The organism is Allonocardiopsis opalescens (assembly GCF_003002095.1).
Lineage (GTDB): Bacteria > Actinomycetota > Actinomycetes > Streptosporangiales > Streptosporangiaceae > Allonocardiopsis > Allonocardiopsis opalescens.
This window is the reverse complement of the sequence record NZ_PVZC01000001.1, coordinates 529,838-555,832: the sequence shown is the minus strand read 5'-3', so window position 1 is coordinate 555,832 and position 25,995 is coordinate 529,838. Positions and strand designations below refer to the sequence as shown.

General features: G+C 74.0%; 21 protein-coding genes, 1 tRNA gene and 1 pseudogene. 12 read left to right on the top strand and 11 right to left on the bottom strand.

The features are described 5' to 3' along the window. Window positions 1–227 precede the first annotated feature (227 nt). The 4 genes from CLV72_RS02075 to CLV72_RS02060 all read right to left on the bottom strand — a co-directional run bounded on the left by CLV72_RS02075 (window position 228) and on the right by CLV72_RS02060 (window position 4,639). Window positions 228–1,205, bottom strand: coding sequence for a ribose-phosphate diphosphokinase (locus CLV72_RS02075; protein ID WP_106238214.1), 978 nt, complete (start codon window positions 1,203–1,205; stop codon window positions 228–230). A 28-nt stretch (window positions 1,206–1,233) separates the two neighbouring features. Next, window positions 1,234–2,700, bottom strand: a complete 1,467-nt coding sequence (glmU, locus tag CLV72_RS02070) for a bifunctional UDP-N-acetylglucosamine diphosphorylase/glucosamine-1-phosphate N-acetyltransferase GlmU (protein WP_106238211.1) — start codon at window positions 2,698–2,700, stop codon at window positions 1,234–1,236. 309 nt (window positions 2,701–3,009) lie between these two features. Then, a tRNA-Gln gene (locus tag CLV72_RS02065) sits at window positions 3,010–3,085 on the bottom strand. A 39-nt stretch (window positions 3,086–3,124) separates the two neighbouring features. Then, on the bottom strand, window positions 3,125–4,639 hold the full coding sequence (locus CLV72_RS02060) for a hypothetical protein (RefSeq protein ID WP_106238207.1): 1,515 nt from the start codon (window positions 4,637–4,639) through the stop codon (window positions 3,125–3,127). A gap of 257 nt (window positions 4,640–4,896) precedes the next feature. Here CLV72_RS02060 and CLV72_RS02055 point away from each other — a divergent pair, with 257 nt between their 5' ends. The 4 genes and pseudogenes from CLV72_RS02055 (at window position 4,897) to CLV72_RS02040 (ending at window position 8,350) form a co-directional block, all read left to right on the top strand. After that, window positions 4,897–5,862 (top strand): acyl-CoA desaturase, encoded by a 966-nt coding sequence (locus tag CLV72_RS02055; protein ID WP_106238203.1) that lies wholly within the window; start codon window positions 4,897–4,899, stop codon window positions 5,860–5,862. An 8-nt stretch (window positions 5,863–5,870) separates the two neighbouring features. Further along, window positions 5,871–6,530, top strand: a pseudogene (locus CLV72_RS02050) (TetR/AcrR family transcriptional regulator); the annotation flags it as partial. A 312-nt stretch (window positions 6,531–6,842) separates the two neighbouring features. Then, entirely contained in the window at window positions 6,843–7,340 is a 498-nt protein-coding gene (locus CLV72_RS02045; RefSeq protein ID WP_106238196.1) for a MarR family winged helix-turn-helix transcriptional regulator, read from the top strand. Window positions 7,341–7,408: 68 nt separating this feature from the next. Then, window positions 7,409–8,350 carry an SGNH/GDSL hydrolase family protein gene (locus CLV72_RS02040; protein ID WP_245929812.1) on the top strand — a complete coding sequence of 314 codons (942 nt, stop codon included), beginning with the start codon at window positions 7,409–7,411 and terminating at the stop codon, window positions 8,348–8,350. On the opposite strand, the gene CLV72_RS02035 is transcribed toward CLV72_RS02040, so the two are convergent. Continuing rightward, entirely contained in the window at window positions 8,340–9,872 is a 1,533-nt protein-coding gene (locus tag CLV72_RS02035) for an MFS transporter (RefSeq protein ID WP_106238192.1), read from the bottom strand. The two genes, CLV72_RS02040 and CLV72_RS02035, sit on opposite strands and share 11 nt — an antisense overlap. Before the next feature lie 70 nt (window positions 9,873–9,942). Here CLV72_RS02035 and CLV72_RS02030 point away from each other — a divergent pair, with 70 nt between their 5' ends. Both CLV72_RS02030 and CLV72_RS02025 read left to right on the top strand, forming a co-directional pair. Then, window positions 9,943–10,524: a TetR/AcrR family transcriptional regulator gene (locus CLV72_RS02030; protein ID WP_106238188.1), complete on the top strand. Its 582-nt coding sequence runs from the start codon at window positions 9,943–9,945 to the stop codon at window positions 10,522–10,524. Between the two features lie 26 nt (window positions 10,525–10,550). After that, the gene (locus CLV72_RS02025; RefSeq protein WP_106238185.1) at window positions 10,551–11,084 is read left to right on the top strand and encodes a hypothetical protein; all 534 of its coding nucleotides are present in this window, start codon (window positions 10,551–10,553) and stop codon (window positions 11,082–11,084) included. Between the two features lie 19 nt (window positions 11,085–11,103). On the opposite strand, the gene CLV72_RS02020 is transcribed toward CLV72_RS02025, so the two are convergent. Together CLV72_RS02020 and CLV72_RS02015 are read right to left on the bottom strand one after the other, a co-directional pair. After that, complete coding sequence (locus CLV72_RS02020) at window positions 11,104–12,897, bottom strand: ABC-F family ATP-binding cassette domain-containing protein (RefSeq protein WP_106238182.1); 1,794 nt, start codon at window positions 12,895–12,897, stop codon at window positions 11,104–11,106. Between the two features lie 66 nt (window positions 12,898–12,963). Next, the gene (locus CLV72_RS02015) at window positions 12,964–13,878 is read right to left on the bottom strand and encodes a 4-(cytidine 5'-diphospho)-2-C-methyl-D-erythritol kinase (RefSeq protein ID WP_425428006.1); all 915 of its coding nucleotides are present in this window, start codon (window positions 13,876–13,878) and stop codon (window positions 12,964–12,966) included. A gap of 243 nt (window positions 13,879–14,121) precedes the next feature. Between CLV72_RS02015 and CLV72_RS02010 the strand changes: the two genes are divergently transcribed. Continuing rightward, complete coding sequence (locus tag CLV72_RS02010) at window positions 14,122–16,044, top strand: serine/threonine-protein kinase (RefSeq protein ID WP_425428005.1); 1,923 nt, start codon at window positions 14,122–14,124, stop codon at window positions 16,042–16,044. Next, the gene (gene rsmA, locus CLV72_RS02005; RefSeq protein ID WP_106238175.1) at window positions 16,041–16,928 is read left to right on the top strand and encodes a 16S rRNA (adenine(1518)-N(6)/adenine(1519)-N(6))-dimethyltransferase RsmA; all 888 of its coding nucleotides are present in this window, start codon (window positions 16,041–16,043) and stop codon (window positions 16,926–16,928) included. Before CLV72_RS02010 ends, rsmA begins: the two co-directional genes overlap by 4 nt. A 30-nt stretch (window positions 16,929–16,958) precedes the next feature. Here the strand turns inward: rsmA and CLV72_RS33540 are convergent, their stop codons facing one another. Then, window positions 16,959–18,131, bottom strand: coding sequence for a resuscitation-promoting factor (locus CLV72_RS33540; RefSeq protein ID WP_281262385.1), 1,173 nt, complete (start codon window positions 18,129–18,131; stop codon window positions 16,959–16,961). Between the two features lie 394 nt (window positions 18,132–18,525). Between CLV72_RS33540 and CLV72_RS01995 the strand changes: the two genes are divergently transcribed. Next, window positions 18,526–19,638 (top strand): CaiB/BaiF CoA transferase family protein, encoded by a 1,113-nt coding sequence (locus CLV72_RS01995; RefSeq protein WP_106238172.1) that lies wholly within the window; start codon window positions 18,526–18,528, stop codon window positions 19,636–19,638. Between the two features lie 12 nt (window positions 19,639–19,650). Here the strand turns inward: CLV72_RS01995 and CLV72_RS01990 are convergent, their stop codons facing one another. Next, window positions 19,651–20,592, bottom strand: coding sequence for a TatD family hydrolase (locus CLV72_RS01990; protein WP_106238170.1), 942 nt, complete (start codon window positions 20,590–20,592; stop codon window positions 19,651–19,653). Between the two features lie 219 nt (window positions 20,593–20,811). Between CLV72_RS01990 and CLV72_RS01985 the strand changes: the two genes are divergently transcribed. After that, entirely contained in the window at window positions 20,812–21,435 is a 624-nt protein-coding gene (locus tag CLV72_RS01985; RefSeq protein ID WP_106238167.1) for a hypothetical protein, read from the top strand. Here CLV72_RS01985 and meaB read toward each other — a convergent pair. Then, entirely contained in the window at window positions 21,425–22,411 is a 987-nt protein-coding gene (gene meaB / locus CLV72_RS01980; RefSeq protein ID WP_106238164.1) for a methylmalonyl Co-A mutase-associated GTPase MeaB, read from the bottom strand. The genes CLV72_RS01985 and meaB overlap by 11 nt on opposite strands. A gap of 2 nt (window positions 22,412–22,413) precedes the next feature. Then, a complete protein-coding gene (locus CLV72_RS01975; RefSeq protein ID WP_106238160.1) occupies window positions 22,414–23,601 on the bottom strand; it encodes an acetyl-CoA C-acetyltransferase in 1,188 nt (395 codons plus the stop codon). Between the two features lie 157 nt (window positions 23,602–23,758). On the opposite strand from CLV72_RS01975, the gene mce reads away from it, so the two are divergent. Both mce and CLV72_RS01965 read left to right on the top strand, forming a co-directional pair. Continuing rightward, window positions 23,759–24,196, top strand: a complete 438-nt coding sequence (mce, locus tag CLV72_RS01970) for a methylmalonyl-CoA epimerase (protein ID WP_170140843.1) — start codon at window positions 23,759–23,761, stop codon at window positions 24,194–24,196. Between the two features lie 367 nt (window positions 24,197–24,563). Continuing rightward, window positions 24,564–25,886 carry a DivIVA domain-containing protein gene (locus CLV72_RS01965; RefSeq protein ID WP_106238154.1) on the top strand — a complete coding sequence of 441 codons (1,323 nt, stop codon included), beginning with the start codon at window positions 24,564–24,566 and terminating at the stop codon, window positions 25,884–25,886. Window positions 25,887–25,995: the final 109 nt, after the last annotated feature.

Sequence of the window (25,995 nt, the reverse complement as noted above, 5' to 3'; positions counted from 1 at the left end):
GGCGTTCGGGGCGACGATCAGGCGTGACCCCGGGATGCGGGATGCGTTGGGGGGACGGGCCGGGAACACACCCGCGGCCCAACCGTACGTCGCCGGTTTCCGGGTACGCGCAACGCGATTCACGTGCCCGTAGCTATCGCAGTCTAGCGGACTCCGCGCCCCCCGATGACAGCGCGTTCGCCCCGCCCGCCCCGCCGGCCACGGCATCCCCGCGGCGCGTCCCCGGGCTAGCTGTCGCCCTCGAACAGGCTCGTCACCGAGCCGTCGGTGAACACCTCCGACACCGCCCGCGCGATCAGCGGCGCGATCGACAGCACCGTCAGCTTGTCGAACCGCCGCTCCTCCGGAATCGGCAGCGTGTTCGTCAGGATCACCTCGGAGATCCGCGAGTTCTTCAAGCGGTCCACCGCCGGACCCGACAGCACACCGTGCGTCGCCGTCGCCAGCACCCGCGACGCCCCCTGCTCGAACAGCGCCTCCGCCGCCTTCACGATCGTGCCACCGGTGTCGATCATGTCGTCGACCAGCACGCACGTGCGGCCCCTGACATGCCCCACCACCTCGAACACCTTCACCTGGTTGGCCACCTCAGGATCGCGGCGCTTGTGGATGATCGCCAGCGGAGCGCCCAGCCGGTCCGTCCACCGCTCCGCCGTACGCACCCGCCCCGCGTCCGGCGCCACCACCGTGACCTCCGACAGATCCAGCTTCCGCGCCACGTACTCCGCCAGGATCGGCAGCGCGAACAGATGGTCCACCGGCCCGTCGAAGAAACCCTGGATCTGCGCCGTGTGCAGATCCACCGCCATCAAGCGGTCCGCCCCCGCCGTACGGAACAGATCCGCCATCAGCCGCGCCGAGATCGGCTCTCTCCCCCGGTGCTTCTTGTCCTGGCGCGCGTAGCCGAAGAACGGGGCTACCACCGTGATCCGCTTCGCGGACGCGCGCTTCAGCGCGTCCACCATGATCAACTGCTCCATGATCTGGTCGTTCACCGGCGCCGTGTGGCTCTGCAGCACGAACGCGTCGCTCCCGCGCACCGACTCCAGGTAGCGCACGAAGATCTCGCCGTTCGCGAAGTCGTACAGCGCCGCCGGAGTCGTCTCGATGTCCAGGCAGTCGGCCACCTCGGTGGCCAGCTCCGGATAGCCCCGCCCCGAGAAGAGCATCAGCTTCTTCTCGCCCGTCGCCTTGATACCGGTCACCTTGGCTGATCCCCCTACCAGATCGGGACTACTCGGGTTTGTTCGACATCTCGGGCAGCTCGGCCGCCGCGTCCTCACGCGCCGCCCGCGCCGCCTCCGCCGCCGCGGTACCGGGCCGCTTGCGCTCCACCCAGCCCTCGATGACACGCTGCCCGCCCGCGGACACCGCCAGCGAACCCGGCGGCACGTTCTCACGCACAACGGTGCCCGCACCCGTGTAAGCGCCGTCGCCCACCTCCACCGGCGCCACGAAAGTGTTGTCGCTGCCGGTGCGGACGTGGTCGCCGATCGTGGTGCGGTGCTTGCCCACACCGTCGTAGTTCACGAACACCGAAGAAGCACCGATATTGGAGCCGCGACCGATCTCCGCGTCGCCCACATAGGTCAGATGCGGCACCTTCGAGCCCTCGCCCACCACGGCGTTCTTCATCTCCACGAAGGTGCCCGCCTTCGCCCGGTCGCCCAGCACCGTGCCCGGCCGCAGATAGCTGAACGGGCCCACCAGCGCGCCCGCGCCGATCCGCGCACCATGCGCCACCGTGTTGCTCACCACCGCGCCCGCGCCCACCACCGTGTCGCGCAGCACCGTGCCCGGCCCCACATGGGCGTCCTCCCCCACCGAAGTGGCGCCCTGCAACTGGGTCTGCGGCTCGATCACCGCGTCGCGACCGATCGACACGCCCGCGTCCAGCCAGGTCGTCGCCGGATCCACGATCGTCGCGCCCGCGCGCATCGCGTCCTCCAGCAGCCGGTCGTTCAGCAGCCGGCGCGCCTGCGCCAGCTGCACCCGGTCGTTCACACCCTGGATTTCCACCCAGTCGCGCGCCAGCGCCGCGCCCACCCGGTGGCCGTCGCCCCGCAGGATCGCCACCGCGTCGGTGATGTATTCCTCGCCCTTGGCGTTGTCGGTCGACAGCCGGTGCACCACCTCCGACAGCAGCGCGCCGTCGAAGGCGTACATACCGGAGTTGATCTCGTCGACCGCCAACTGCTCGGGGGCGGCGTCGGCGTGCTCCACGATCCCGGTGAAGGCGCCCTCGGCATCGCGCACGATCCGGCCGTAGCCGTGCGGATCGGGCACCCGCGCCGACAGCACCGTGACGGCGTTGCCCGCCTCCTCGTGCCCGGCCACCAGATCGGTGAGGGTGCGCCCGCGCAGCAGCGGGGTGTCGCCGTAGACCAGCACCACCGTGCCCGAGACCGGGCCCAGCTGCTCGATCACCATGCGCACGGCGTGGCCGGTGCCCTTCTGCTCGGCCTGCACCGCCGTCTCGGCCTTGGGCGCCGCCTCGGCCAGATGCGCGCCGACCTGCTCGCGGCCGTGGCCGACCACCACCACCACCCGCTGCGGCGCCACCTCCTCGGCGGCGGCCAGCACGTGGCCGAGCATGCTCCGGCCGCACATCTCGTGCAGCACCTTGGGGAGACGGGACTTCATTCGGGTGCCCTCGCCAGCCGCGAGGACGATTACGGCGGCCGGACGGCTCACGCTCACGGGCGGAGACTCCTCGCACATATCGTTTGGTGGAAGGCTGCGCAGGGCCGCCAGCCGACGGCGGCGGCCTCGCGCTGGCACCGTACCCGTCGATCGCTCACATAGCCCCGGTCGGGCCCCGCGCCACGCGGATCACCACGCTGACCAGCCGCTTCGCGCACCGGCCCACACGCCCGACACCGGCAGGATACCGCCCGGCAACCTGGGGGCGGGACAGCGGGTGTTACCGAAGCCGGGCACATGAAAAAGCTGCTTGAGGGCGCGCATTCGCTCGATCCGCAGCAAGCAGCTATTTCCTATATTTCCTAGCTCCGGGGCAGGGATTCGAACCCTGACTAATAACCGACTTCAAAGGACGGCGTGCTGCCTGTTACACTACCCCGGATCTCGCCCCCCGTCAAGGGGTATCGCGGAACTTTCTTGTCTACTGCGCGTCCATAGTAGTAGGCGCACGGGACTCAGAGCCAACAGGTTCTACAGTCTCGTCCACTGGCACAAGGCCGCCGACCGGTGCTGATGCGCCCCTCGACGCCTGCATGACTCCACGCGCCCACCCCTCGATCCGCCGGTACAGGGCGGCTCCTCGGCGTACGCGGAGGAACAGGCATCCGTGGTAACCGGGTCCGCCTCCACTCCAATCGGTCCGGGGCGCATGCCGCTTGATCGCGGCCTTCTGGAAGGACGAGCGCGGCAAGCCGGTGATCTCCGCCCAGAACTTCTCCGCCGCTGGAACGTCCGCGCTCTCGTGGATCGAGATACAGACGACTATCTGATCCCTGTCGATTCCGCACATCTCCAAGAAACGCAGGAAGAAGATGATCATATCGGGATCGCTGTTTGCGAATACCATCTGGTGGCTCCGTCGCCATGGCTTGCTCTTCGCCCCCTCACACCAATAGGCGATCGCACCGGCGATGCGGATCTCGCGCTCATTCAGATCACCGATCGACCGGGCTGCGGCAAGCCGCTGCCTGCGCCGCGCCAACAGCCGGGCGGCCCGACCGTACCACCACCCCTTCACGTCGGCACGGTCGGGATAGAGCAGGTCAGACTCATGTCGCCATTCATCTGGGATCGCCCCCATGACTCCTTTGGCCGAGCCCTCGATCTTCCGATAGAGCTCGCTACTGCGCAGAACGCGCACGGACATGCATCCGGTGTAGCCGGTGCCAACATTCTTGCGCCGGGTCTCGGGATTTCCGGTCTTGAACGTGGTCGGCAGAAAGTCGGCATGCGAAACACCGACGGCGTCGCTCCAGAACGAGTACGCGCGTTCGAGTTGGGCGTCCTTGTGGATCTGCAACCGGAATCCGATGCGATCCGCAGATATATCACACACGCTCAGGAACCGCAGGAAAAGCGCGATCAGGCCAGGGTCGTTATTGCTGAAATGAACCGTGACCGAGTTCTTCGGCCGCGCCTTCGCCCCCTCGCACCAGTAGGCGATCGCTCCGGCGATCAGGATCTCCCGGTCGCTCAGCGGTCCGATCTCGGCGGCGGCGTCCTCGATCTCCTGGTCGAGCGGTACACGCTTCTTCCGGAAGGTCTCGCGTCGCCCGGCCTGCTGCCGCTCGGCCGCCCTGGCGCGACGCGGGGCGACCTTGTCCGGGTCGAGCGCTTCGGTGGGCAGGTCCCGCAGCCACAGCGACAGGGTCGACTTCGACACCTGGACGTGCTCGCGGATCTCGTTGTAGGAGGCGCCCTGGAGCCGGAGTGCGCGTGCGGTCTCCCTGGCGGCGTCCTTGGCCTGGGTGCGCAGGGACTCGATGGGTTTCTCGCGGTCGAAGAGCTTGGTGAGCTGCCAGGCGGTGAGGCCGAGGGCGCGCTGGATGGCCGGGCGGCTCATGCCCTCGTCGCGCAGCCGTCGGGCCTGGGCGGCGAGGTCGTCGGGAACGGTCGGGGTGCCTGTCTCCCGGGCACCGCGGGTGTCCGAACTCATGCTCGAATCATTCACTACCCACCGTGATCACTCAACCGATTTCCGTAACCAGACCGACCCGATAGCCGCAATCCGCCATGACGCAGATCACACCGACTGCGTCGACACCTCTTCACCTGCGGATCAGGCATACCTAAGCAGTCCGGAGACGGAACCCGAGCGACCTGCGGCGATCCGCGTGTGGCCTCTCAACCTACGATGGCGTAGGTTACGGTTACGTAGGTGAAAGTTAGCGCCCGAAGCGAAGGTGATGAGACATGACCCCACCGGACACGGCCGTACTGGCCCCGCCCACCGAGCCCGTCAGGCGCGGGCCCGAGCCCGACCTCGACCCTGAGGGCAACAGCCTGAGCGACCGCATCGTGGTGATGACGTTCGTGATCGGGCCGTTCCTCGCTCTGGTGCTGCTGGCGGTGCCGATGGCGCTGTCCGGCTGGCTGAGCTGGCGCGATCTCGTGATCGCGGTGCCGTTCTACCTGGTGGCGGGGCTGGGCATCACGGTCGGCTTCCACCGGCACTTCACCCACGGCTCGTTCAAGGCCGCGCGCCCGCTGCGGGTGGCGCTCGCGATCGCCGGGAGCATGGCGATCGAGGGTCCGATCATCAAGTGGGTGGCCGACCACCGCCGGCACCACAAGTACGCCGACGCCGAGGGCGACCCGCACTCGCCGTGGCGCTTCGGCACCGGTTTCTGGGCGATCACCAAGGGCTTCGTCTGGGCGCACATGGGCTGGATGGGCGGCCAGGAGAAGACGAACGTGCGCCGCTTCGCCCCCGACCTGATCCGCGACCGCGACATCCACCGGGTCGACCGCCTGTTCGTGCCGATCGTCGTCGCCTCGCTGCTGGCGCCGGCGCTGATCGGCGGCCTGTGGACGATGTCGTGGCAGGGCGCGCTGACCGCGTTCTTCTGGGGCAGCATCGTGCGCACCGCCCTGCTGCACCAGGTGACCTGGTCGATCAATTCGGTGTGCCACATGATCGGCGACGAGAAGTTCGAGGTGCGCGACAAGTCGCGCAACGTGTGGTGGCTGGCGATCCCGTCCTTCGGCGAGTCCTGGCACAACCTGCACCACGCCGACCCGACCTGCGCCCGGCACGGTGTGCTCAAGGGGCAGATCGACATCAGCGCGCGGATCATCTGGTTCTTCGAGAAGTGGGGCTGGGCGAGCAATGTCCGGTGGCCGAACGAGGAACGCCTTGCTGCGAAGCGGGTGAGCTGACGGCCATCATGGGAGCCGTGAGCGAGCAGTCACCCCGGTCCCGCCGAAAGCGCATGACCGGACAGGAACGCCGGGAGCAGCTTCTGGACATCGGCCGGAGGCTGTTCGCCGAGCGGGGCTTCGACGGCGCGTCGGTCGAGGAGATCGCCTCCCGGGCGGGTGTGTCCAAGCCGGTCGTGTACGAGCACTTCGGCGGGAAGGAGGGCATCTACGCGGTCGTGGTGGACCGCGAGATGCAGCGGCTGCTGGACATGGTCGCCGAGTCGCTGGTCGACGACCATCCCCGGGTGAAGCTGGAGCGTGCGGCGCTGGCGCTGCTGCGCTACATCGAGGAGAGCAGCGAGGGTTTCCACATCCTGGCGCGCGACTCCCACGCCGCCTCGGGCACCGGGAGTTTCGCGAGTCTGATCAGCGATATCGCCACTCAGGTGGAGCACATCCTGGCGGAGGAGTTCACCGTCCGGGGCTATGACCCCAAGCTGGCGCCGATGTACGCGCAGTCGCTGGTGGGGATGGTGGCGCTGACCGGCCAGTGGTGGCTGGAGGTGCGCCGGCCGAAGCGGGAGGTGGTGGCGGCGCATCTGGTGAACCTGGCGTGGAACGGTCTGGGCAGTATGGATCCGAAGCCGGGGCTGGTCTCGGTGGAGTTGGACCGTGAGCGCTCGCGGGCGGAGCGCGCCCGTGAGAAGGAGCAGCAGCGCGAGGCCAGGGAGCAGCAGAAGGCGCAGCGCCAGGCCGAGCGGCAGGCGGTTCGGGCCGAGCGTGCGGGGGCCGCCCGGCCTGAGCCGCGGATCGGTTCGGAGGGTGAGGCGCCGTCGCCTGGCTGAGGCCGTTCGCCCCCGGGGCCGGTGTCCGCGGTCTCCCGGGGGTTCGCCTGTCCGGGCTCGGGCGCGCCGGTGCGGGGCGGGGGGCTTGGCTAGGCTGGCGGGGTCCTCGGCGCCCCCTCGTTTTATCTCGATGTCAAGAGATATACTTCCGCCATGCGGGATGAGGTGGACCGGCTGGTCGACGCGTGGCGGGGCGAGCGCCCCGACCTCGACGTCGCGCCGCTGCACGTCCTCAGCCGCGTGTCGCGGCTGGCCCGGCACCTCGACCGCGCCCGCAGGGCCGCGTTCAGCCGGCACGACCTGGAGAACTGGGAGTTCGACGTCCTGACGGCGCTGCGCCGCGCGGGCGCCCCCTACCGGCTGACTCCGGGCCGGCTGCTGCGGGCCACTCTGGTCACCTCGGGCACCATGACCAACCGCATCGACCGGCTGGCCGGCCGCGGCCTGGTGCGGCGGCTGCCCGATCCGGCCGACCGCAGGGGCGTGCTGGTGGAGCTGACCCCGGAGGGGCGGGCGAGGGTGGACGCCGCCTTCGTCGACCTGCTGCGCCGCGAGCGCGAGCTGCTGGCCGGGCTGTCAGGCGGCGACCAGCGCGAACTCGCCCGCTTGCTGCGCACGATCCTCGGTCCGATGGACGAGGCCGCGCCCTGAGGCGGGCGGCCCCCGTGGTCGCGGGGCGCGCCGGGAACTAGCATGGGCCGCCACAAGGAGGTGCCCCCGTGCCCGTGCGCCCGCCGTCCGGCCGTCCGACGCTCCCCTCCGGCGCGCGGTGGCGCGCCCTGGCCGCCGCGACGGCGGCGGCCGCGCTGCTGGCGGGCTGCTCGGGCGGCCCGCCGGAGCCGGAGGTGCGCCACATCCTGGCGCTCGGCGACTCCCTCGCGGTGGGGGTGCAGCCCGACGAGAACGGCACCCCGGAGGAGACCCCGCGCGGCTACGCCGACGTGATCCACCGGGAGCTGTACGACACCGACTCCACGCTGCGGCTGGTGAAGCTGGGCTGCGGCGGCGAGGACACCGGCACGATGCTGGACGGCGGCCGCTGCGACTACGTGGAAGAGCACGGCGCGGACTCCCAGATCGCCGCGGCCGAGGCCTTCCTGGCGGAGAACGCCGGCGCGGTGGAGCTGGTGGTGCTCGACATCGGCGCCAACAACCTGGTGCCGTGCGCGGTGCGCGACGGCGAGCTGGTGGCCGAGCTGGACTCCGAGTGCGTGGACGAGGGCCTGGCGGTGGCGGCGGACGACGTCGAGGAGATCGCCGGGCGGCTGCGGGAGGCGGCCGGGCCCGATGTGCGGATCGTCGGGATGACCTACTACAACCCGTTCCTGGCGGGCTGGCTGCTGGGCGGCGAGGAGCGGGAGCTGGCCGAGGAGTCGGCCGAGCTGCTGCCGGAGCTGAACGAGGCGCTGGTGGCGGCGTACCAGCGGCACGGCGTCGAGGTGGCGGACGTGGCCGCCGCCTTCGACAGCGAGGACTTCGAGCCCGCTCCGGCGGCGGACGCCGAGGGCGTCGCGGCGGCGGCCGAGGGCACTCCGCGCAATGTGGCGCGGATCTGCTCGTGGACGTGGATGTGCGCGGCCGCGCCGCAGGGCCCCGACATCCACGCCAATGACGAGGGCTACCGGCGGATCGCGGACGTGTTCCTGGAGGTCATCGGCTGAGGGCGCGGGCGGCCCGCTCGCGGCGGCGGGCGGTGCGCAGCGCGGCGGCGGTCAGCACCGCGGCGGCGGCGATGAGGGCGGCGCCGGCCGCCGACGCCGTGGCGACGCCGCCGGTGTAGGCGGCGGCCGCGGTGTCGAGCAGGGCTGAGGCGGCGGGTTCGGGCAGGTCCGCGGCTTGGGCGGCGGCGCCGGCGATGCTCTCGGCGGCGGGTCCGCCCTGCGCGGGCCCGGCCATGGCGATCCGGTAGGCGGCGCTCGCGGCGGTGCCGAGCAGGGCGATGCCCAGGGCGCCGCCGAGTTCGGTGCTGGTCTCGGCGATGCCCGACGCCGCTCCGGCGCGTTCGGGCGGCGCGGTGGCCAGCACGGTGGCGTTGGCGGCCGTTGCGGCGGCGCCGATGCCGAAGGCCAGCACCGTGTAGCCGCCGATGAAGGACCACACACCGCCGTGCGGCGCGGCCGCGGCGACGGTGGCGAGGCCGGCCGCGGCCGCGATGAGTCCGCCGACCAGCGGCGCGGCCGCGGGCAGCCGGGCGGTGAGCGCGCCGGCGGCGGTGGCGCCCGCCGCGGTGCCGGCGAAGGTGGGCAGGGCGTGCAGCGCGGACTCCAGCGGGCTGAGCCCGTGCACGCTCTGCAGGTAGGTGAAGGCGAGGGCGCCCAGGCCGACGGTGCCGATGGTGACGGCGATGTTGGCGCCGATGGCGGCGGAGAAGGCGGGGGTCCGGAACAGGGAGAGGTCGATCAGCGGGTGCGCCACCCGGCGCTGCCGGCGGGCGAACAGGGCGCCGGCCACGATGGCGCAGCCGGCCGACGCGGCACCGACCGCGTCGGCGCCGTGCTCGGCGGTGTGCTTGACGGCGAAGACGGCGGCCAGCACCGCGACGAGTGAGGCGGCGGCGCCCAGGAGGTCGAAGGGCGCGCCGGCGGGGTCGCGCGACTCGGGGAGCAGCAGCGGGCCGGCCGCCAGCAGCAGCACCATGACCGGGATGTTGATGATGAAGACGGCTCCCCACCAGAAGTGCTCAAGCAGCAGGCCGCCGATGACGGGGCCGGCCACCGAGCCGCCGGTGAAGGCGATGGTCCAGGCGCCGACCGCGGCGCCGCGCTGCCGCTCGTCGGCGAACATGTTGCGGATGAGGGCGAGGGTGGAGGGCGCGAGGGTGGCGCCGGCGACGGCCAGCAGCGCGCGGCCGGCGATCAGCAGTTCGGGTGTTGGCGCGTAGGCGAGGGCGAGCGAGGCGGCGCCGAACAGGGCGGCGCCGAGCAGCAGCAGCCGTCTGCGGCCGATGCGGTCGCCGAGGCCGCCCATGGCGATGAGCAGTCCGGCCATGACGAAGCCGTAGATGTCCATCGCCCACAGCCACTGGCCGGCGGTCGGCTGGAGCGCCTGGGTGATGGCCGGGGCCGCGACGAACAGCACGGAGATGTCCATCGAGATCAGCAGGGCGGGGAGCAGCAGTACCGCGAGGCCGGTCCAGGTGCGGGCGGTGGCGCGGGGCGGGCGGTCGTGGCGGAGGAAGCTCATGGCCCTGGATCGTACGTACGTACAAATGATGCTGTCAATCGTACGTACGTCCAACTGCTAGGCTGCCGCCATGAGCCAACGCGACGACCTGATCGCCGGAGCGAAGAAGTGCCTCGTCGAGAAGGGGTACTCCCGCACCACCGCCCGCGACATCGCCGCCGCCTCGGGAGCGCACCTCGCCTCGATCGGCTACCACTTCGGGTCGAAGGACGCCCTGATGAACCTGGCCGCGCTCCAGATGCAGGACGAGTGGGGCGAGATGATCGCCGAGGTGGTGCGGTCCGCGGAGGCGGATGGCCCGCCGCACCGGCTGCGCATCGCGCTGGACGAGCTGCTGGCCGCGCTCCCCCGCCAGCGCGAGCTGATCGTGGCCGCGACGCAGGCCTACGCGCAGGTGGAGTTCGCCGACGACATCCGCGGCACGATGACCGAGGCGAGCCGGGAGGCGCGCAGGGAGCTGGCCGCGCTCGTCCTGGGCATCGACCCCGCCCGGGCCGGCGCCGACACCGCCCGGGCCACGGGTTCGGTGGTGTACGCGCTGGTCGTCGGCTTCGCGGTGCAGTCGCTGCTGGACCCTGATTCGCTGCCCACCGGCGCCCAGGCCGCCGACGCCCTGCGCACCCTCGCCGGCCGGTCCGGCGGCGGCGCCTAGCCCGGCGCGCGAAAGGAGGTCCGCCCGTGCCGGAGCGGCAGATGGTGATCGTCACCGGGCAGGAGGGCGCCGGGAAGTCCACGCTGGTCCGCGCGCTGCTGCCGCACACCCCGCGCGGAGCGCGGATCGACGCCGAGGACCTCGGCCAGGTGAACCCCTGGGTCATGGACGACGCCTTCGGCGAACTACTGCGCGCCAATGTCGCCGCGCTCGCCGAGAACTTCTGGCGGGCGGGGTACCGCACCGTCCTCGCCGGCAGCTTCCTGGACGATCATGCCGAGTACCTGCGCTTCCGCCCGCTGGTCGACACGGACGCACACATGTACGTGGTGCAACTGTGCGCCGCCAAGCCGGTGCGGGATTTGCGGCGCGTCCGCCGGTCCAAGCCGAGCAGCCCGCAGTGGCGCGACCGGGTGGACCTGGCCTGCCCCGAGGACGCCTCGCTCGCCGCCGCGCCGGGCGCCGACTACCGCTACCTGCGGATCGACAACGACGCCGAGACGGTGGCGGAGTCGGTGCGCCGGATCGCGGCCGCCTTCCCGGAGGTCTTCTCCGGCTGACGGCGGGCCGCGGCGCCCGCTACTCCCCCGCCCCCTCGGCGGCGCTCAGCCACTCCTCCTCCAGCTGCTCCTTCTCGGCCAGCAGCGCCTTGAGCTCAGCGTCCAGCTCGGCCAGCCTGGCGTAGTCGGCGGCGCTGGCGGCCAGCTGCTCGTGCAGCTCGGACTCGCGGGAGCCCAGCCGCTCCAGGCGGCGCTCCACCCGCTGCATCTCCTTGCGGGCGGCGCGCACCTCGGCCGCCGAGGGGCCCGCCGCGGCGGGCCGCGGCGTCTCGGCCGCCCGCTGCTCGGCCTCGCGGCGCCCGGGGATCTGCGCCACCGCGCCGCCGCTGCGGCGCCGCTCCAGGTACTCCTCGACGCCGCCGGGCAGCATCGCGAGCCCGCCGTCGCCGAGCAGGGCCAGCACCCGGTCGGTGATCCGCTCCAGGAAGTAGCGGTCGTGGCTGACCAGCACCAGCGAGCCGGGCCAGCCGTCGAGGAGGTCCTCCAGCTCGTTGAGGGTGTCGATGTCGAGGTCGTTGGTGGGCTCGTCGAGCAGGATCACGTTGGGCTCGTCCATCAGCAGCCGCAGCAGCTGCAGCCGGCGCCGCTCGCCGCCGGAGAGGTCGCCGATCGGGGTCCACTGCCGGTCGGCGCGGAAGCCGAAGCGCTCCAGCATCTGCCCGGCGGTGAACTCGCGCTTGCCGAGCCGCACGTGCTGGCGGATCTCCTCGACGGACTCCAGCACCCGCCGCGCCGGGTCGAGTTCGGCCAGTTCCTGGGAGAGGTGGCCCAGCCGCACGGTCTTGCCGCGCACCACCCGGCCGGCCTCCGGCGCGACCTCCCCGGCCAGCAGCCGCAGCAGGGTGGTCTTGCCTGCGCCGTTCACCCCGACCAGGCCGATGCGGTCGCCCGGCCCCAGCTGCCAGGTGAGGTGGTCGAAGATGGGGGGCTGGCCGCTGTCGAGCCGGACGGTGACGTCGAGGACGTCGTAGACGGTCTTGCCGAGCCGGGTGGCGGCGAAGGTGACCAGTTCGACGGTGTCGCGCACCGGCGGCTCGTCGGCGATCAGCGCGTTGGCCGCGTCGATGCGGAACTTCGGCTTGGAGGTGCGGGCGGGCGGGCCGCGCCGCAGCCAGGCCAGCTCCTTGCGGATGAGGTTCTGCCGCCGCTCCTCGGCCGCCGCGGCCTGGCGCTGCCGCTCGGCCTTGGCCAGGACGTAGGCGGCGTAGCCGCCCTCGTAGCGGTGCACCTGGCCGTCGGAGACCTCCCAGGTGCGGGTGGTGACGGCGTCCAGGAACCAGCGGTCGTGGGTGACGACGACGAGGGCGCCGCGCCGCTCGCGCAGGTGGCGGGCGAGCCAGTCGATGGCCTCGATGTCGAGGTGGTTGGTGGGCTCGTCCAGGATCACCAGGTCGTGCTCGCCGATGAGCAGCCGCGCCAGCGCCACCCGGCGCCGCTCGCCGCCGGAGCGCTCGGCCAGCGGGACGTCGAGGTCCCAGCCGGGCAGCAGCCCGGTGAGCACGTCGCGGATCCGGGGGTCGCCGGCCCAGTCGTGCTCGGCGCGGTCGCCGAGGACCACGCCGCGCACGGTGGCGCCCGCGGGGAACTCGTCGCGCTGGAGCAGCTGCCCCAGGCGCAGGGCGCGGGTGTGGGTGACGCGGCCGGAGTCGGGTTCGACGCGGCCGGACACCACCCCCATCAGGGTGGACTTGCCGCCGCCGTTGCGGCCGACGACGCCGACGCGGTCGGTGTCGTCGAGGCCGAGCGACACGGAGTCGAGCAGGACGTTGGGGCCGTAGGCGAGGCTGACGTTCTCCAGATTGACCAGGTTCATCGCCTCCCATTATCGGGGCTCCCCGGTACGCCCGGCGCCGCCCGGGCGCCCCGGGGCGGCGGAGGCTCAGCCGGGACCGGGGACGACGGCGGCGCCGGGCACCGGCCCGCGGGCGGTGACGGTGCCGCGGCAGGCGGCCGAGGCGCGCAGCCCGGCCGCGATGTCGTCGGCGTGCTCGGGCGACTCGGCCAGGAAGGCGCAGGTGGGGCCGGAGCCGGACACCAGCGCGCCCAGCGCGGCGCGCTCGCGGCCCGCGGCGAGGACGCCCGCCAGTTCGGGCCGCAGCGACAGGGCGGCGTCCTGCAGGTCGTTGGCGAGGCGGGTGCCGACGGCGGCGGCGTCGCCCTCGCGCAGCGCGGCCATCAGCTTGTCGTCGTGCGCGGGCGGGCCGGGCCGGTGCCCGGCCTCCTCGCGCAGCCGGTCGCACTCGGCGTACACGGCCGGGGTGGACAGGCCGCCGTGGGCGAGGGCGAAGACCCAGTGGTAGCCGCCGTTGACCTGCGCGGGGGTGAGCAGTTCGCCGCGCCCGGCGCCCACGGCGGTACCGCCGAGCAGGGAGAAGGGCACGTCGCTGCCGAGTTCGGCGGCGATGGGCATCAGTTCGGCGCGGCTCAGGCCCGCGCCCCACAGTTCGGCGCAGGCGAGCAGGGCGGCGGCGGCGTCGGCGCTGCCCCCGGCCATCCCGCCGGCCACGGGTATCCGCTTGCGGATCCGGATGGCGGCGCCGCCGGGCACCCCGAGGCGGCGCGCCAGCCGCTCGGCGGCCATCGCGGCGAGATTCCGGCCGTCGGTGGGAACCGCGTCGGCGCCGGGGCCGTCTATGCGGATGGTGGTCCGTCCCGCGGCGGTGACGGTCACCTCGTCGAAAAGGGACACGGCGTGGAACACGTTGACGAGATCGTGGTATCCGTCAGGTCGGGGCGGCCCCACCGCCAGGCGAAGGTTGACCTTGGCGGGCGCGCTCACGGTAACGGCGGTCACGATCTGCAGATCGTAGCCGGTCCCGCCCTCCGTACCGCGCCGAACGGGCCCGCCGGCCCTGACGGCCCCGGCTGAAGGCGGTGTGAAGCCGGGTACATTTGACCAGCGCGCCCGCCGGAGCTACCTCGGCGGACCCGGTCGGTCCCGGGACGCGGCAGCGCCCAGGGGTCCGAAATCGAGTCTGTTGTGGGTATCTGGGGCGGGAGCCCGATACTTTGGGTCCGAGACCTTGCAATGGACAGCATGGACACCGCCGTGGAGGGTGGCTTGCGGTCGGACGAGCTCCCAGAGAACGTGGAGCCGCTAGCCGCCGGGGATCCGGCGGCGATCGGCTCTTACGTGCTGGCCGGAAAGCTCGGCTCCGGCGGTATGGGCACGGTGTACCTGGCCAAGCTGCCCGATTCCGGCCAGCTCGCGGCGATCAAGGTGATCCGGCCCGAGCTGGCCCATGACGAGGCGACCCGGGCCCGGTTCCGCGACGAGATGCAGAACGCCCAGCGGGTGGCGTCCTTCTGCACCGCGAAGGTGCTCGACTTCGGCACCTTCGAGAGCCGCCCGTACATGGTCACCGAGTACATCTCGGGCACGGCCCTGTCGGACCAGGTGGCGCAGCGGGGCCCGCTGGACTCCGGCACCCTGCACGGCTTCGCGCTGGGCGTGGCGGCGGCGCTGGCCGCGATCCACGGCGCCGGGCTGGTGCACCGCGACCTCAAGCCGGCCAATGTGCTGCTGTCCCTGTCGGGGCCCCGCGTCATCGACTTCGGCATCGCCCGCGCGCTGCACGGCGCCAACGACCACACCCGGGCCGGCATCGTGATGGGCAGCCCGGGCTGGATGGCGCCCGAGCAGCTGATGGAGGAGCAGGTCACCCCGAAGGCCGACGTCTTCGCCTGGGGCTGCCTGGTCGCCTTCGCCGGCACCGGCAAGCACCCGTTCGGCAATGGCGACGCCATGACCCTGGGCAAGCGGGTGCTGTTCACCGAGCCCGACATCAGCGGCCTGTCGGCGCCGCTGGACCGCCTGGTGGCGCGGGCGCTGAACAAGGACCCCAACCAGCGCCCGTCGGCGCAGGACCTGCTGCTGGAACTGGTGGGCGGCGGTTCGGCGCCGCAGGATCCCAACGCCGTGGTGAGCGAGGCGCTGAACCACTCCTGGCGGCCGCCGCCGCTGCCGCCGGGCATGGGGGCGCCGCCGATGCCGCCGCAGCAGCAGTTCCGGCCGCCCCCGCCGCATCCGGGCCCGCCGCCGCAGGGCCCGCACACCGGCCGGATGCCGCCGGTGCCGCACGGTCCCGCGCCGCAGGGCGGCCCGATGGCGTCGGGGCGGATGCCGGCCGGACCGCTGACCAGCGGCCCCGTCTCGCTGGGTCCCCGTCCGGCCGGTCCGCCGCCGGGCGGCCCGGTCACCGGCGACATCCCGCGGGTCGGCTACCAGGGCGCCACCGGTCCGGCGGGCGAGATGGCGACGGGCGCGCGCCCGTACGTGCCGCCGGTGCCGCCGCGCCCGCACACCTCCATCTCGCAGCCGCGCCGCCGCTCCGGCCTGGTGATCGCGCTGATCATCGCCGTGATCGTGCTGCTGCTGCTGGCGGCGGGCGCCATCACCCTCAGCTCGGCCCTCACCCAGGGCAATGGCGGCGGCGCCGAGGCGCCCGCGCCCGGGGCCGACGCGCAGCAGCCGGCCGGCACCCAGTTCACCCCCCGCTACATCGACTGCGTGCCCTCCGGCGCGGTGCAGCGCCCGCCGCGGGAGCCCGCCGCGCCCGCCACCGACTGGCCCGGGGGGCCCGGGATGTGCTGGGTGGTGGTGGACGTCGCCAACGACGGCCAGGACCTGGTGTCGCTGATCGCCCCCGACCAGCAGCTGACGACCGCGGGCCCCATGCGCACCGACGGCGAGACGCTGCTGCTGATCTCGGAGGGGGCGTCGAGCCCCGAGGTGCTGGTCCAGGCCGGAGACGAACTGCAGGTGGCGGTCGCCTTCCCGCTGAACACGATCGATCCGCTGTGCGAGGTGTCGCTGCGCACCGACGGCAGCGATGAGGCGCAGCGCTTCGACGTCGCCCGCTTCAACCTGGACGACCTCGCCACACCCGTCGAGTGCCAGGGCGTTGACGGGCCGCAGGACCCCGTGGAGGGCCAGGAGGCTGGCACCATGAGGGGGTGACCCCCTCTGAGGACGCCCCCGCCGCCCGGCTGCTCGGGCCGGCCGAGATCCGCGCGCTGGCCGACCGGCTGGGCGTGCGCCCCACCAAGACGCTCGGGCAGAACTTCGTCATCGACCAGGGCACGGTTCGCCGTATCGTGCGCACCGCCGGGGTCGGCCCCGGCGACGTGGTGGTGGAGGTCGGGCCGGGTCTGGGCTCGCTGACGCTGGCGCTGCTGGCGGCGGCGCGGCGGGTGGTGGCGGTGGAGGTGGACCCGGTGCTGGCCGCCGCGCTGCCGGGCACGGTCGCCGAGCGCGCCCCGGGGCTGCGCGAGCGGCTCGAGGTGGTGGCCGCCGACGCGCTGCGGATCGGCGGCGTGCCCGGGCCGCCGCCCACGGCGCTGGTCGCGAACCTGCCCTACAACGTGGCGGTGCCGGTGGTGCTGCACCTGCTGGAGGTGCTGCCCTCGCTGCGGCGCGGCCTGGTGATGGTGCAGGCGGAGGTGGCCGAGCGGCTGGCCGCGGGCCCGGGCGGCAAGGTGTACGGGGTGCCGTCGGTGAAGGCGGCCTGGTACGCGCGGGTGCGCCGCGCGGGCTCGGTGGGCCGCACCGTGTTCTGGCCGGTGCCGGGGGTCGACTCGGGCCTGGTGGCGCTGGAGCGGCGGGAGCCGCCCAGCACCCCGGCCCGCCGGGACGAGGTCTTCGCCGTGGTCGACGCGGCCTTCGCGCAGCGCCGCAAGACGCTGCGGGCGGCGCTGGCGGGCTGGGCGGGCTCTGCCGCGGCGGCCGAGGCGGCGCTGCGCGCCGCCGGAGTGGACCCGTCGGCGCGCGGCGAGGCGGTGCGGATCGAGGACTTCGCCCGGATCGCCGAGCACCGCCCGGCCGGCGCGCCCGCCCGGTCCTGAGACCGGGCGGGGCGGGGGCCCGGCCGGGGCCTAGTCGAACAGGTGCACTCCGCAGTGCGGCCACTGGCTCTGCCAGTTGCCGCCGACCGCGTTGTAGAGCATCTTCGCGCGCATGGTCTGCTCGTCGGGGCTGGCCTCGCTGGGCAGGCCGCTGCCGCCGACCGACGCCCAGGTGCTGGTGGAGAACTGGTAGAGGCCGTAGTAGCCGGCCGGGTTGACGGCGGTGGGGTTCCCGCCGGACTCGCACTCCGCCAGGCCGGCCCAGTTCAGGCTGTCGGCGTCGCCGCCCACGTTGGGGTCGATCTCCGGCTCCTCGGGCTCCATGGTGCCGATCTCGGTGATGCCGTTGACGGGCTCGCGGACGACCTCCTCGGAGATGACGCGGCGGGTGCGCTCGCCCTCCTCCATCACGTAGCCGTAGGTGATCTCGCGCAGGCCGGGCTCGGGTTCGCGGACGACGTTCTCGGTGCCCTGCTCCAGTTCGGCGTTCTCGCGCTCCTCGATCTCGGCCGGGATCTCCTCCTCCTCGGTGACCGGCTCCTCCAGCAGCTGCCAGACGCGGACCACCATGCCGGTCTCGGGCGCCTCGTCCAGGCCCGGCTCGACGAAGTCGTGCTCGCCGACGGGGATCTCGTACTCGGCGAGGAGGTCGCGGACGGTGGGCGCGGTGGTGGCGGCCACGATGCGGGTCTGGTCGAGCAGGATGGCCAGCCGCTGGGCGCTGCGCATGTCCACTTCGAGGCCGTCGGGGGGCAGCGGGGTGGCGGGGTCGACGGAGAGTTCGGCGGCGGCGTCGGCCAGCTCCAGCCGCTCCAGTGCCTCGCCGACGGTGAGCGCCGCGACGGTGTGGGTCTGGGTCTCGCCGTCGAGGGTGAGGGTGAGCGGCCGGGCGTGCAGCACCTCGATCCGGGCGCCTCCGGCCAGGGCGGTGGCGGGGGCGGGCGCGACGAGGTCGCCTTCGGCGACCGGCACGCCGTTGTCGGCGAGCACCTCCTGCACGGTGCCGGCCAGGGTGAACACGCTGCGGCTCTCGCCGTTGACGACGAGGGTGACCCGCTGGTTCACCACCGCGAAGCCGCCCAGCACGACGGCGACTGCGGCGACGGCGGCCGCGATGATCTGCACGGTGCGCGAGCGCAGGAAGCCGGGCAGCGGCAGGGCCGGCAGGCGGGGCGGGCGCAGCCGGCCCGCGGCTGCGGTCACCGCGCCGAGTCCCGGCACGGTGAGACGGGTTCTGCGGCCACGACGTCGCGAACGAGACACAGCGCCCCCTGTGGGGTGAGGAACGGCGGGAACTCTCCGGCGGGCTCGGCGCCGGAGGAAGCGGCGGGCGCGGAGTGGTCCCGTGGATCGACACTCCGGCTACGAAACCTGGACCCTAACGGAGCCCGCCGGTGCCGCTCAACCGGATCTGTCAATCCGTGTCCGGTTCGCGTCCTGCCCCGGGGCCCGGCCGGGAGCGGGCCGCGGCGCCGGGTGGTGCCGCCCGCCGCCGGGTGGTGTCCTGGTGGCGGGCGGCGGGCCGGTCGGCGGCGCGGCGCCGGGCGGCGCGACAATGGGCGGGGACGCGCACCGCGAGGGAGAGGATGGTTCGCAGGTGGGGCCACTCGACGGTATACGGGTGCTGGAGTTCGCGGGGATCGGCCCCGGGCCGATGGCCGCGATGCTGCTGGCCGACCTCGGGGCGGACGTGCTGCGGGTGGACCGTCCGGAGGCGCCGGGCGCCGACGGCGGCCCGGCCGCGCGCACCGAGCGCCCGCAGATGAGCCACGGCCGGCCCGTGCTGGGCCTGGACCTGAAGTCCCCGGCCGGCCGGGACCGCGCGCTGCGGCTGGCGGGCGCGGCCGACGTGCTGGTGGAGGGCTTCCGGCCCGGGGTGATGGAGCGTCTGGGGCTGGGTCCCGACGACTGCTGGGCGGTGAACCCGGGGCTGGTGTTCGGGCGGATGACCGGCTGGGGCCAGGACGGCCCGCTGGCGCGGCGGGTCGGGCACGACCTGAACTACATCTCGCTCAACGGCGCGCTGCACGGTTTCCGCCGGGCCGGCTCCGCGCCGGTGCCGCCGGCGAACCTGGTGGGCGACTTCGGCGGCGGCGCGCTGTTCCTGGTGACGGGGGTGCTGGCCGCGCTGATCGAGCGCGGCTCCTCGGGGCGCGGCCAGGTGGTGGACGCCGCCATGGTGGACGGCAGCGCCTTCCTCACCGCGATGATCCACGACGACCTTGAACGGGGCCTGTGGACGCGGGAGCCGGGCACCAACTACCTGGACACCGGCGCCCCCTGGTACGACGTGTACGAGTGCGCGGACGGCGGCCACGTGTCGGTGGGCGCGATCGAGGACCGCTTCTACGCGGCGCTGCTGGCCGGGCTGGAGCTGGATCCGGCCGGGCTGCCCGCGCAGTGGGACCGGGAGGGGTGGCCCCGGCTGCGGGCGGTGCTGGCCGAGCGCTTCCGCGCCCGCTCCCGCGACGACTGGGCGCGGCTGTTCGAGGGCACCGAGGCGTGCGTGCAGCCGGTGCTGTCGCCGTCGGAGGCGCCCGGCCATCCGCACATCGCCGCACGCGGCTCGGTGCTGCGGCGCGGCGGCGCCACCTTCCCGGGGGCCGCCCCGCGCTTCAGCCGCACCCCGGGCCGGGTCACCCGCGACCCGGCCGAGCCGACCCCGTCGCTGCCCGACACCCTGCGCGCCTGGGGCCTGGAGGACGTGTGAGGGGGCCGGGGCTCACCCGACCGGGCCGGGCAGCGCGAAGGCGCGGGCGGTGTTGGCGCCGATGGCGGCGGCGAGTTCGTCGGGGTCCATGTCCTTGGCCTCGGCGAGTGCGCGCAGGGTGAGCGGGATCAGGTAGGGGGCGTTGGGGCGGCCGCGGTGCGGCCTGGGGGTGAGGAAGGGCGCGTCGGTCTCGACCAGCATCAGCTCGGCTGGGGCGACGGCGGCGGCCTCGCGCAGGTTCTGCGCGCTGGCGAAGGTGACGTTGCCGGCGAAGCTCATGTAGTAGCCGGCGTCCGCGCAGCGGCGCGCCATGGCGGCGTCGCCGGAGAAGCAGTGGAAGACGGTGCGGTCCGGGGCGCCCTCCTCGTCGAGCAGCCGGAACACGTCGTCGTGGGCGTCGCGGTCATGGATCATCAGGGCGAGGCCGTGCCGCTTGGCGATGGCGATGTGGGCGCGGAAGGACTCCTGCTGGGCGGCGACGCCCTCGGGGCCGGTCCTGAAGTAGTCGAGGCCGGTCTCGCCGACCCCGACGACCTGGGGCAGCGCGGCGAGCGCGTCGATCTCGGCCAGGGCGGCGCTCAGGGCGGCCTCGCCGCCGGGCGGGCGGGCGCGGCCGGCCCAGTCGGTGCCGTCGGCCTCGACGCCGGGGTGGCCGTCGCCGTGCCAGATGCGGGGGGCCTCGTTGGGGTGCAGCGCGACCGTGGCCCAGACGCGGTCGTGGGCGGCGGCGGTCTCGGCGCCCCAGCGCGAGGAGGCGGTGTCGACGCCCACCTGGATCAGGGTGGTGACGTTCACGGCCTGGGCGGCGGCGACGATCTCGGCGACGTCGGGGGTCTGCATGTCCATGTGGGTGTGGCTGTCGGCGACCGGCGCGCCGAGCGGCGCGGGAGCGGGCGGCGGTTCGGCCGCGTTGCGCTCGCGGACCGCCTGGCCGCCGCGGCTGCGCTTGCCCACGGTGCCCCTCCCCCTCGTCGACCTCGTGCCCGGACGCGGGCGGCCCGGGCCGCTGACCTGCCGACGGGCGCGTCCGCCCGTGCGCGAGCCTACCCCGGCGGCGCGGGCGGCCGTGCCACAGCCGCCACCCCTGAACCACCCATCCCGCCTATATCCGACATGGTAGGTTCTGCCATCAATCGCGGGGCCACCCGCATCCGGTAGGGCGAAGGGGTCGGGATGGCGCCACAGGCGGCCGAGGCGGCGGCGGGACCGCGCCGCCGCGCGCGCCCCCGGCGCGGCTGGGCGCTCGCCGCGGCGGCGGCCCTCCTGTGCTGGCCGGCGGCCGCGGCCGGCGCCGCGCCCGCCCTGGCCGACGGCGCCCGGCCGCAGGCCGCCGCCGACACCGGGAGCGACGGCGGCGGCGAAGACGACTGGTGGGACTGGCTGGTCCCGGATCAGCGGCCGACCCCCGAGCCGTCCCAGGAGCCCGGCGACGGCGAGACCGGCGGCGCGGAGGAACCGGCCGAGCCGCAGCAGACCCGCGGCGACGGCGGGGATTCGGAGCCGGAGCGCCCGCCGGCCACCGGCTCCGCGCCCGCCCCCAGCCCCTCGGCGCGGCCGAGCGAGGCGTCGGCGGAGCCCAGTCCCAGCCCGAGCCCGTCCCGCTCGCCCAGCGCGTCGCCCTCGGCCGAGCCGCTCCTTCCGTCGCCCTCGGTCCAGGCGTCGCCGCCCGCCGCGGCGCCGGCGGCCGGGGAGCCGGCCGCGGGCCTCAGCCCGCAGCTCATCGCCGGCGTGGCGCTGGTGGTCGCGGCCTGCGTGGTGGTGGCGGGCGGAATGCTGTTCTGGCGGCTCAGCGGCTGAGCGGCGCGGGGACGTCCCCGGCGACCGCGGCGACCAGCTCGTCGGCGGCCGCGTAGGGGTCGGTACCGCCGCCGGCCACCCGCTCGGCAAGCTCGTCCAGCAGCCGGTGGTCGCGGACCGAACCGATCCTGGCCCGCAGCGCCTCCAGCGCGATCGCCTCGACCTCGGCCCTGGCCCGCGCCCGCCGCCGCCGGCGCAGCTCACCGGACTCCTCCAGCCAGCGCTCGTGCTGGTCGAGCTGGCGCAGCAGCTCGTCGACGCCCTCGGCACGCGCGGCCGACACCGCCACCACCGGCGGCTTCCAGCCGCCGGGCTCCGAGGGTGCCAGGCCCACCATGGTGCGCAGGTCGCGCACGGTGGCCTGCGCGCCCTCGCGGTCGGCCTTGTTCACCACCAGGATGTCGGCGATCTCCAGCACCCCCGCCTTGGCCGCCTGCACGGAGTCGCCCATGCCGGGGGCGGCCAGCACCAGGGTGGTGTCGGCGTGCCCGGCGATCTCCACCTCGGCCTGGCCGACGCCGACCGTCTCGACCAGGATGACCTCGCAGCCGGCCGCGTCCAGCACCCGCAGCGCGTGCGGGGCCGCCCACGACAGGCCGCCGAGCCGCCCGCGGCTGGCCATGGAGCGGATGAAGACGCCGGGGTCGGTGGCGTGGTCCTGCATGCGCACCCGGTCGCCCAGCAGCGCCCCGCCGGTGAACGGCGAGGAGGGGTCGACCGCCAGCACGCCGACCCGCCGCCCCCGCGCCCGCAGCCCGGCCACCAGCGCGCTGGTGGTGGTGGACTTGCCGACGCCGGGGGCGCCGGTGAGGCCGACCACCCGGGCCCGGCCGCCGCGCCCGGCCAGCGCGGCCATCACCGCGCGCAGTTGCGGCGCGTCGTTCTCGACCAGGCTGATCAGCCGGGCCACCGCGCGGGGCTCGCCCTTGGCGGCCCGCTCGACGAGCTCGGCGGGATCGGTGCGGCGCGCCGGCATCCTCACGCCCCGGGGACGCGTAGCAGGAGGGCGTCGCCCTGGCCGCCGCCGCCGCACAGCGCGGCGCCGCCGAGGCCGCCGCCCCTGCGGCGCAGCTCGTACACCAGGTGCAGCGCGAGCCGGGCGCCCGAGGCGCCGATCGGGTGGCCCAGCGCGATGGCGCCGCCGTCGGCGTTCACCCGCTCCTCGTCCAGGCCGAGTTCGCGGGTGGACTGGATGGCGACGCTGGCGAAGGCCTCGTTGATCTCGACCAGGTCCAGGTCGCCCGGGCGCAGGCCCTCGCGCTCCAGCGCGCGGGCCAGCGCCCTGGCGGGCTGGGACTGCAGCGAGTTGTCGGGTCCGGCGACGTTGCCGTGCGCGCCGATCTCGGCCAGCACCGGCAGGCCGAGCCGTTCGGCGGCCTCGCGGCCGGCCACCACCACGGCGGCGGCGCCGTCGGAGATCGGCGAGGACGAGCCGGCCGTGATGGTGCCGCCCTCGGCGAACGCGGGCCGCAGCCGGGCCAGGCTCTCGGGGGTGCTGTCGGCGCGGACGCCCTCGTCGGTGTCGACCGTGACGGGCTCGCCGCGGCGCTGGGGCACCTGTACGGGCACGATCTCCTCGGCCAGGCGCCCGGCCGCGATGGCGGCGGCGGCGCGCTGGTGGGAGCGGGCGGCGTAGGCGTCCTGCTCCTCGCGGGTGATGCCGAGCTTGGCGTTGTGCCGCTCGGTGCTGGCGCCCATCGACTCGCCGTCGAAGGCGTCGGTGAGGCCGTCGTGCGCCATGGCGTCCAGCACCTCGATGGAGCCGTAGCCGTGGCCCTTGCGCGAGCCGGGCAGCAGGTGGGGGGCGTTGGTCATCGACTCCATGCCGCCCGCGACCACCACCTCGAACTCGCCCGCGGTGATGAGCTGGTCGGCCAGCGCGATCGCGTCCAGCCCGGACAGGCACACCTTGTTGACGGTGATGGACGGGACGGTCATCGGGATGCCGGCCTTCACCGCCGCCTGCCTGGACGGGATCTGCCCCGCCCCGGCCTGGAGCACCTGGCCGAGGATCACGTAGTCGACGCGGTCGCCGGGCAGTCCGGCCCGCCGCAGCGCCTCGCGGATCGCGGCGGCGCCGAGGTCGACGGCGGGCAGGGCGGCGAGCGAGCCGAGCAGCCGGCCGGTCGGGGTGCGCGCCCCTGCGGCGATGACGGATCCGGGCATGGTCTCCTCCAGGGTCGCGGGGGCGCCTGCCCTGCCACGATACCCAGGGCCCGGCCCCGTGCCCGCGCGCCGGGCGGGGTATCGGTACCCTCCCAAGCGCGGGCGCCGCCCGCACCCCGACCACCACGCCGCACCGGCCGGCAGCGGAGGGCGCCACGTGTTCACCCGGATCGACCACATCGGCATCGCCTGCCGCGACCTGGACGCCACCGCCGCGTTCTACCGGCGCGTCTACGGCTTCGAGATCGCCCACGAGGAGGTCAACGAGGAGCAGGGCGTCCGCGAGGCGATGCTGGAGGTGAACGGCACCTCCGACGGCCACCGCACCTGCATCCAGCTGCTGGAGCCGATCCGCGCCGACTCCCCCGTCGCGAAGTTCCTGGACAGCCGGGGCGAGGGCGTGCACCACATCGCCTTCGGCACCCCGGACGTGCGCGGCGCCTCGGCGGATGTGCGCGAGGCGGGCGTGCGGGTGCTCGACGCCGAGCCGCGCCGCGGCACCTCGGGCTCGGCCATCGCCTTCCTGCACCCCAAGGACTGCGGCGGCGTGCTCACCGAACTCGTCCAGGCGCCCGAGGCCGCCGACCCTACGTGACCGGACCGTGACGCAAAGCACCCAAGTCACCGAGAAAACCCCGGGATACCGCTGTCGTGTCGGCTCCGGCTTGCTAAAGTCGGCTTTCTGCCGGGTCGTCGCACGTTGACACGGCAAGCCCCTGGCCTGTGTTCGTCTCTGTCACCGTTTCCCAGCTCTGCCCTACCTTGCACCGCCTCCCTTCTTAACTGCGAGTCGCCGTCCGAGTACCGCGGATCCGCCGGGAATCCCCGTCGCATCGGCCGTTCCGGTCCCGTTGGGTCCGGGTCGGCAGTAACCTCCCAGTAGGACCCGCCAGGTCTCGACCTAGCCCCACACCAAGGGTGGGGGTGATCCCCCGTACCACCACGCTTCAGGATTGAGCCTCATGCAGTCCGATATCGACGCCCAGCTCAGCAACTTCTTCGAGGAAACCCCGCCGCGCGAGTTCGACGTAGTGCTGCGCGGCTACGACCGCCACCAGGTCGACTCCTACATCAAGCAGCTCGACACCGACCTGCGCCAGTCGCGCGAGCAGCTCCAGTCCTCCCAGCGCGAGACCGCCGACGTCCAGCGGCAGCTCCAGGAGCAGGAGCGCCCCACCTACTCCGGTCTGGGCGCCCGCATCGAGCAGCTGCTGCGGCTGGCCGAGGAGCAGGCCACCGAGCTCGTCCAGGCCGCCCGCTCCGAGGCCAACGAGATCAAGGCCGCCGCCCAGGTCGACGCCGCCGAACTGCGCGCCAGCGTCGAGAACGAGGTCGCGGAGCTGCGCGCCAACGTCAACCGCGAGGCCGACGACCTCCGCGGCCAGGCCGAGCGCGAGGCCGAGGAGATCCGCACCACCGCCCGCCGCGAGAGCGACGAGCTGACCAGCACCACCGAGCGCGAGGTCTCCAAGAAGCGGGCCACCGCCGACCACGAGATCGCCGAGAAGCGCGCCGGGGTCGAGCGCGAGATCGCCAAGCTCCGCACCACCACCGAGCGCGAGGTCGCCCAGCTGCGCGCCTCCACCAAGCGCGAGCGCGACGAGATCCTGACCACCGCCAAGCGACAGGCCGACGAGATGCGCGCGCAGGCGCAGCGCATCCTCGAAGAGGGCGAGGCCCAGCGGGCCCAGGCCGAGGCGGAGTTCGAGATCCAGCTGGCCAACCGGCGCGAGGAGACCGAGCGCCAGGACGCCGAGCGACTGGCTGCGGCGCAGGCCGCCACCCAGAAGCTGGTGGCCGAGGCCGAGCAGCGGGCCGCCTCCGCCGAGCAGCGCGCCACCAAGGCGAGCGCCCAGGCCGAGCAGACCCGGCGCGAGGCCGAGAGCCACTCCAAGCAGCTGGTGGCCACCGCCCGCAAGAACGCCGACCAGATCGTGTCCGAGGCGAAGTCGCAGGCCGAGCACCTGCTGTCCGACACCAAGTCCGAGGCCGAGCGCGTGCGCACCGCCGCCCAGCGCCAGGTCGACGAGCTCACCCGCCAGCGCGACAGCATCCAGTCGCACCTCAACCAGCTGCGCCAGCTGCTGGGCGGGGGCGGCGGCGGTTTCGGCAGCGAGATCTCGGCGCCTCCGGCCGCCGAGACCCCGGCCATCTCCGCCGCTCCGGCCGAGTCGGCCACCCAGCCGGTGCCCGCCGAGACCCGCAAGCCGGTGGCGGCCAAGGCGAAGGCGAACGGCGCCGGAGCCAAGAAGGACGAGGACGACGACAGCTGGTGGCAGGAGTAGCCGCCCAGGTCCGTCCGTGCGGTGCGCGCGCTGCCCGGTCCCCTCGCGAGGGGGCCGGGCAGCGCCGTCTCCGCCCGCTCCACCGGGCGCGGAGCGCCGCGGATCCGAT

What these genes read in the sequence shown, in the direction of transcription:
- CLV72_RS02055 (WP_106238203.1), top strand. Translation starts at nt 4,897, where the DNA reads ATGACCCCACCGGACACGGCCGTACTGGCCCCGCCCACCGAGCCCGTC.
- meaB (WP_106238164.1), bottom strand. Translation starts at nt 22,411, where the DNA reads ATGCCGGCGCGCCGCACCGATCCCGCCGAGCTCGTCGAGCGGGCCGCC.
- CLV72_RS02030 (WP_106238188.1), top strand. Translation starts at nt 9,943, where the DNA reads ATGAGCCAACGCGACGACCTGATCGCCGGAGCGAAGAAGTGCCTCGTC.
- CLV72_RS02060 (WP_106238207.1), bottom strand. Translation starts at nt 4,639, where the DNA reads ATGAGTTCGGACACCCGCGGTGCCCGGGAGACAGGCACCCCGACCGTT.
- CLV72_RS01975 (WP_106238160.1), bottom strand. Translation starts at nt 23,601, where the DNA reads ATGCCCGGATCCGTCATCGCCGCAGGGGCGCGCACCCCGACCGGCCGG.
- CLV72_RS02035 (WP_106238192.1), bottom strand. Translation starts at nt 9,872, where the DNA reads ATGAGCTTCCTCCGCCACGACCGCCCGCCCCGCGCCACCGCCCGCACC.
- CLV72_RS02020 (WP_106238182.1), bottom strand. Translation starts at nt 12,897, where the DNA reads ATGAACCTGGTCAATCTGGAGAACGTCAGCCTCGCCTACGGCCCCAAC.
- CLV72_RS01985 (WP_106238167.1), top strand. Translation starts at nt 20,812, where the DNA reads ATGGCGCCACAGGCGGCCGAGGCGGCGGCGGGACCGCGCCGCCGCGCG.
- CLV72_RS01965 (WP_106238154.1), top strand. Translation starts at nt 24,564, where the DNA reads ATGCAGTCCGATATCGACGCCCAGCTCAGCAACTTCTTCGAGGAAACC.
- CLV72_RS02045 (WP_106238196.1), top strand. Translation starts at nt 6,843, where the DNA reads ATGCGGGATGAGGTGGACCGGCTGGTCGACGCGTGGCGGGGCGAGCGC.
- CLV72_RS02010 (WP_425428005.1), top strand. Translation starts at nt 14,122, where the DNA reads ATGGACACCGCCGTGGAGGGTGGCTTGCGGTCGGACGAGCTCCCAGAG.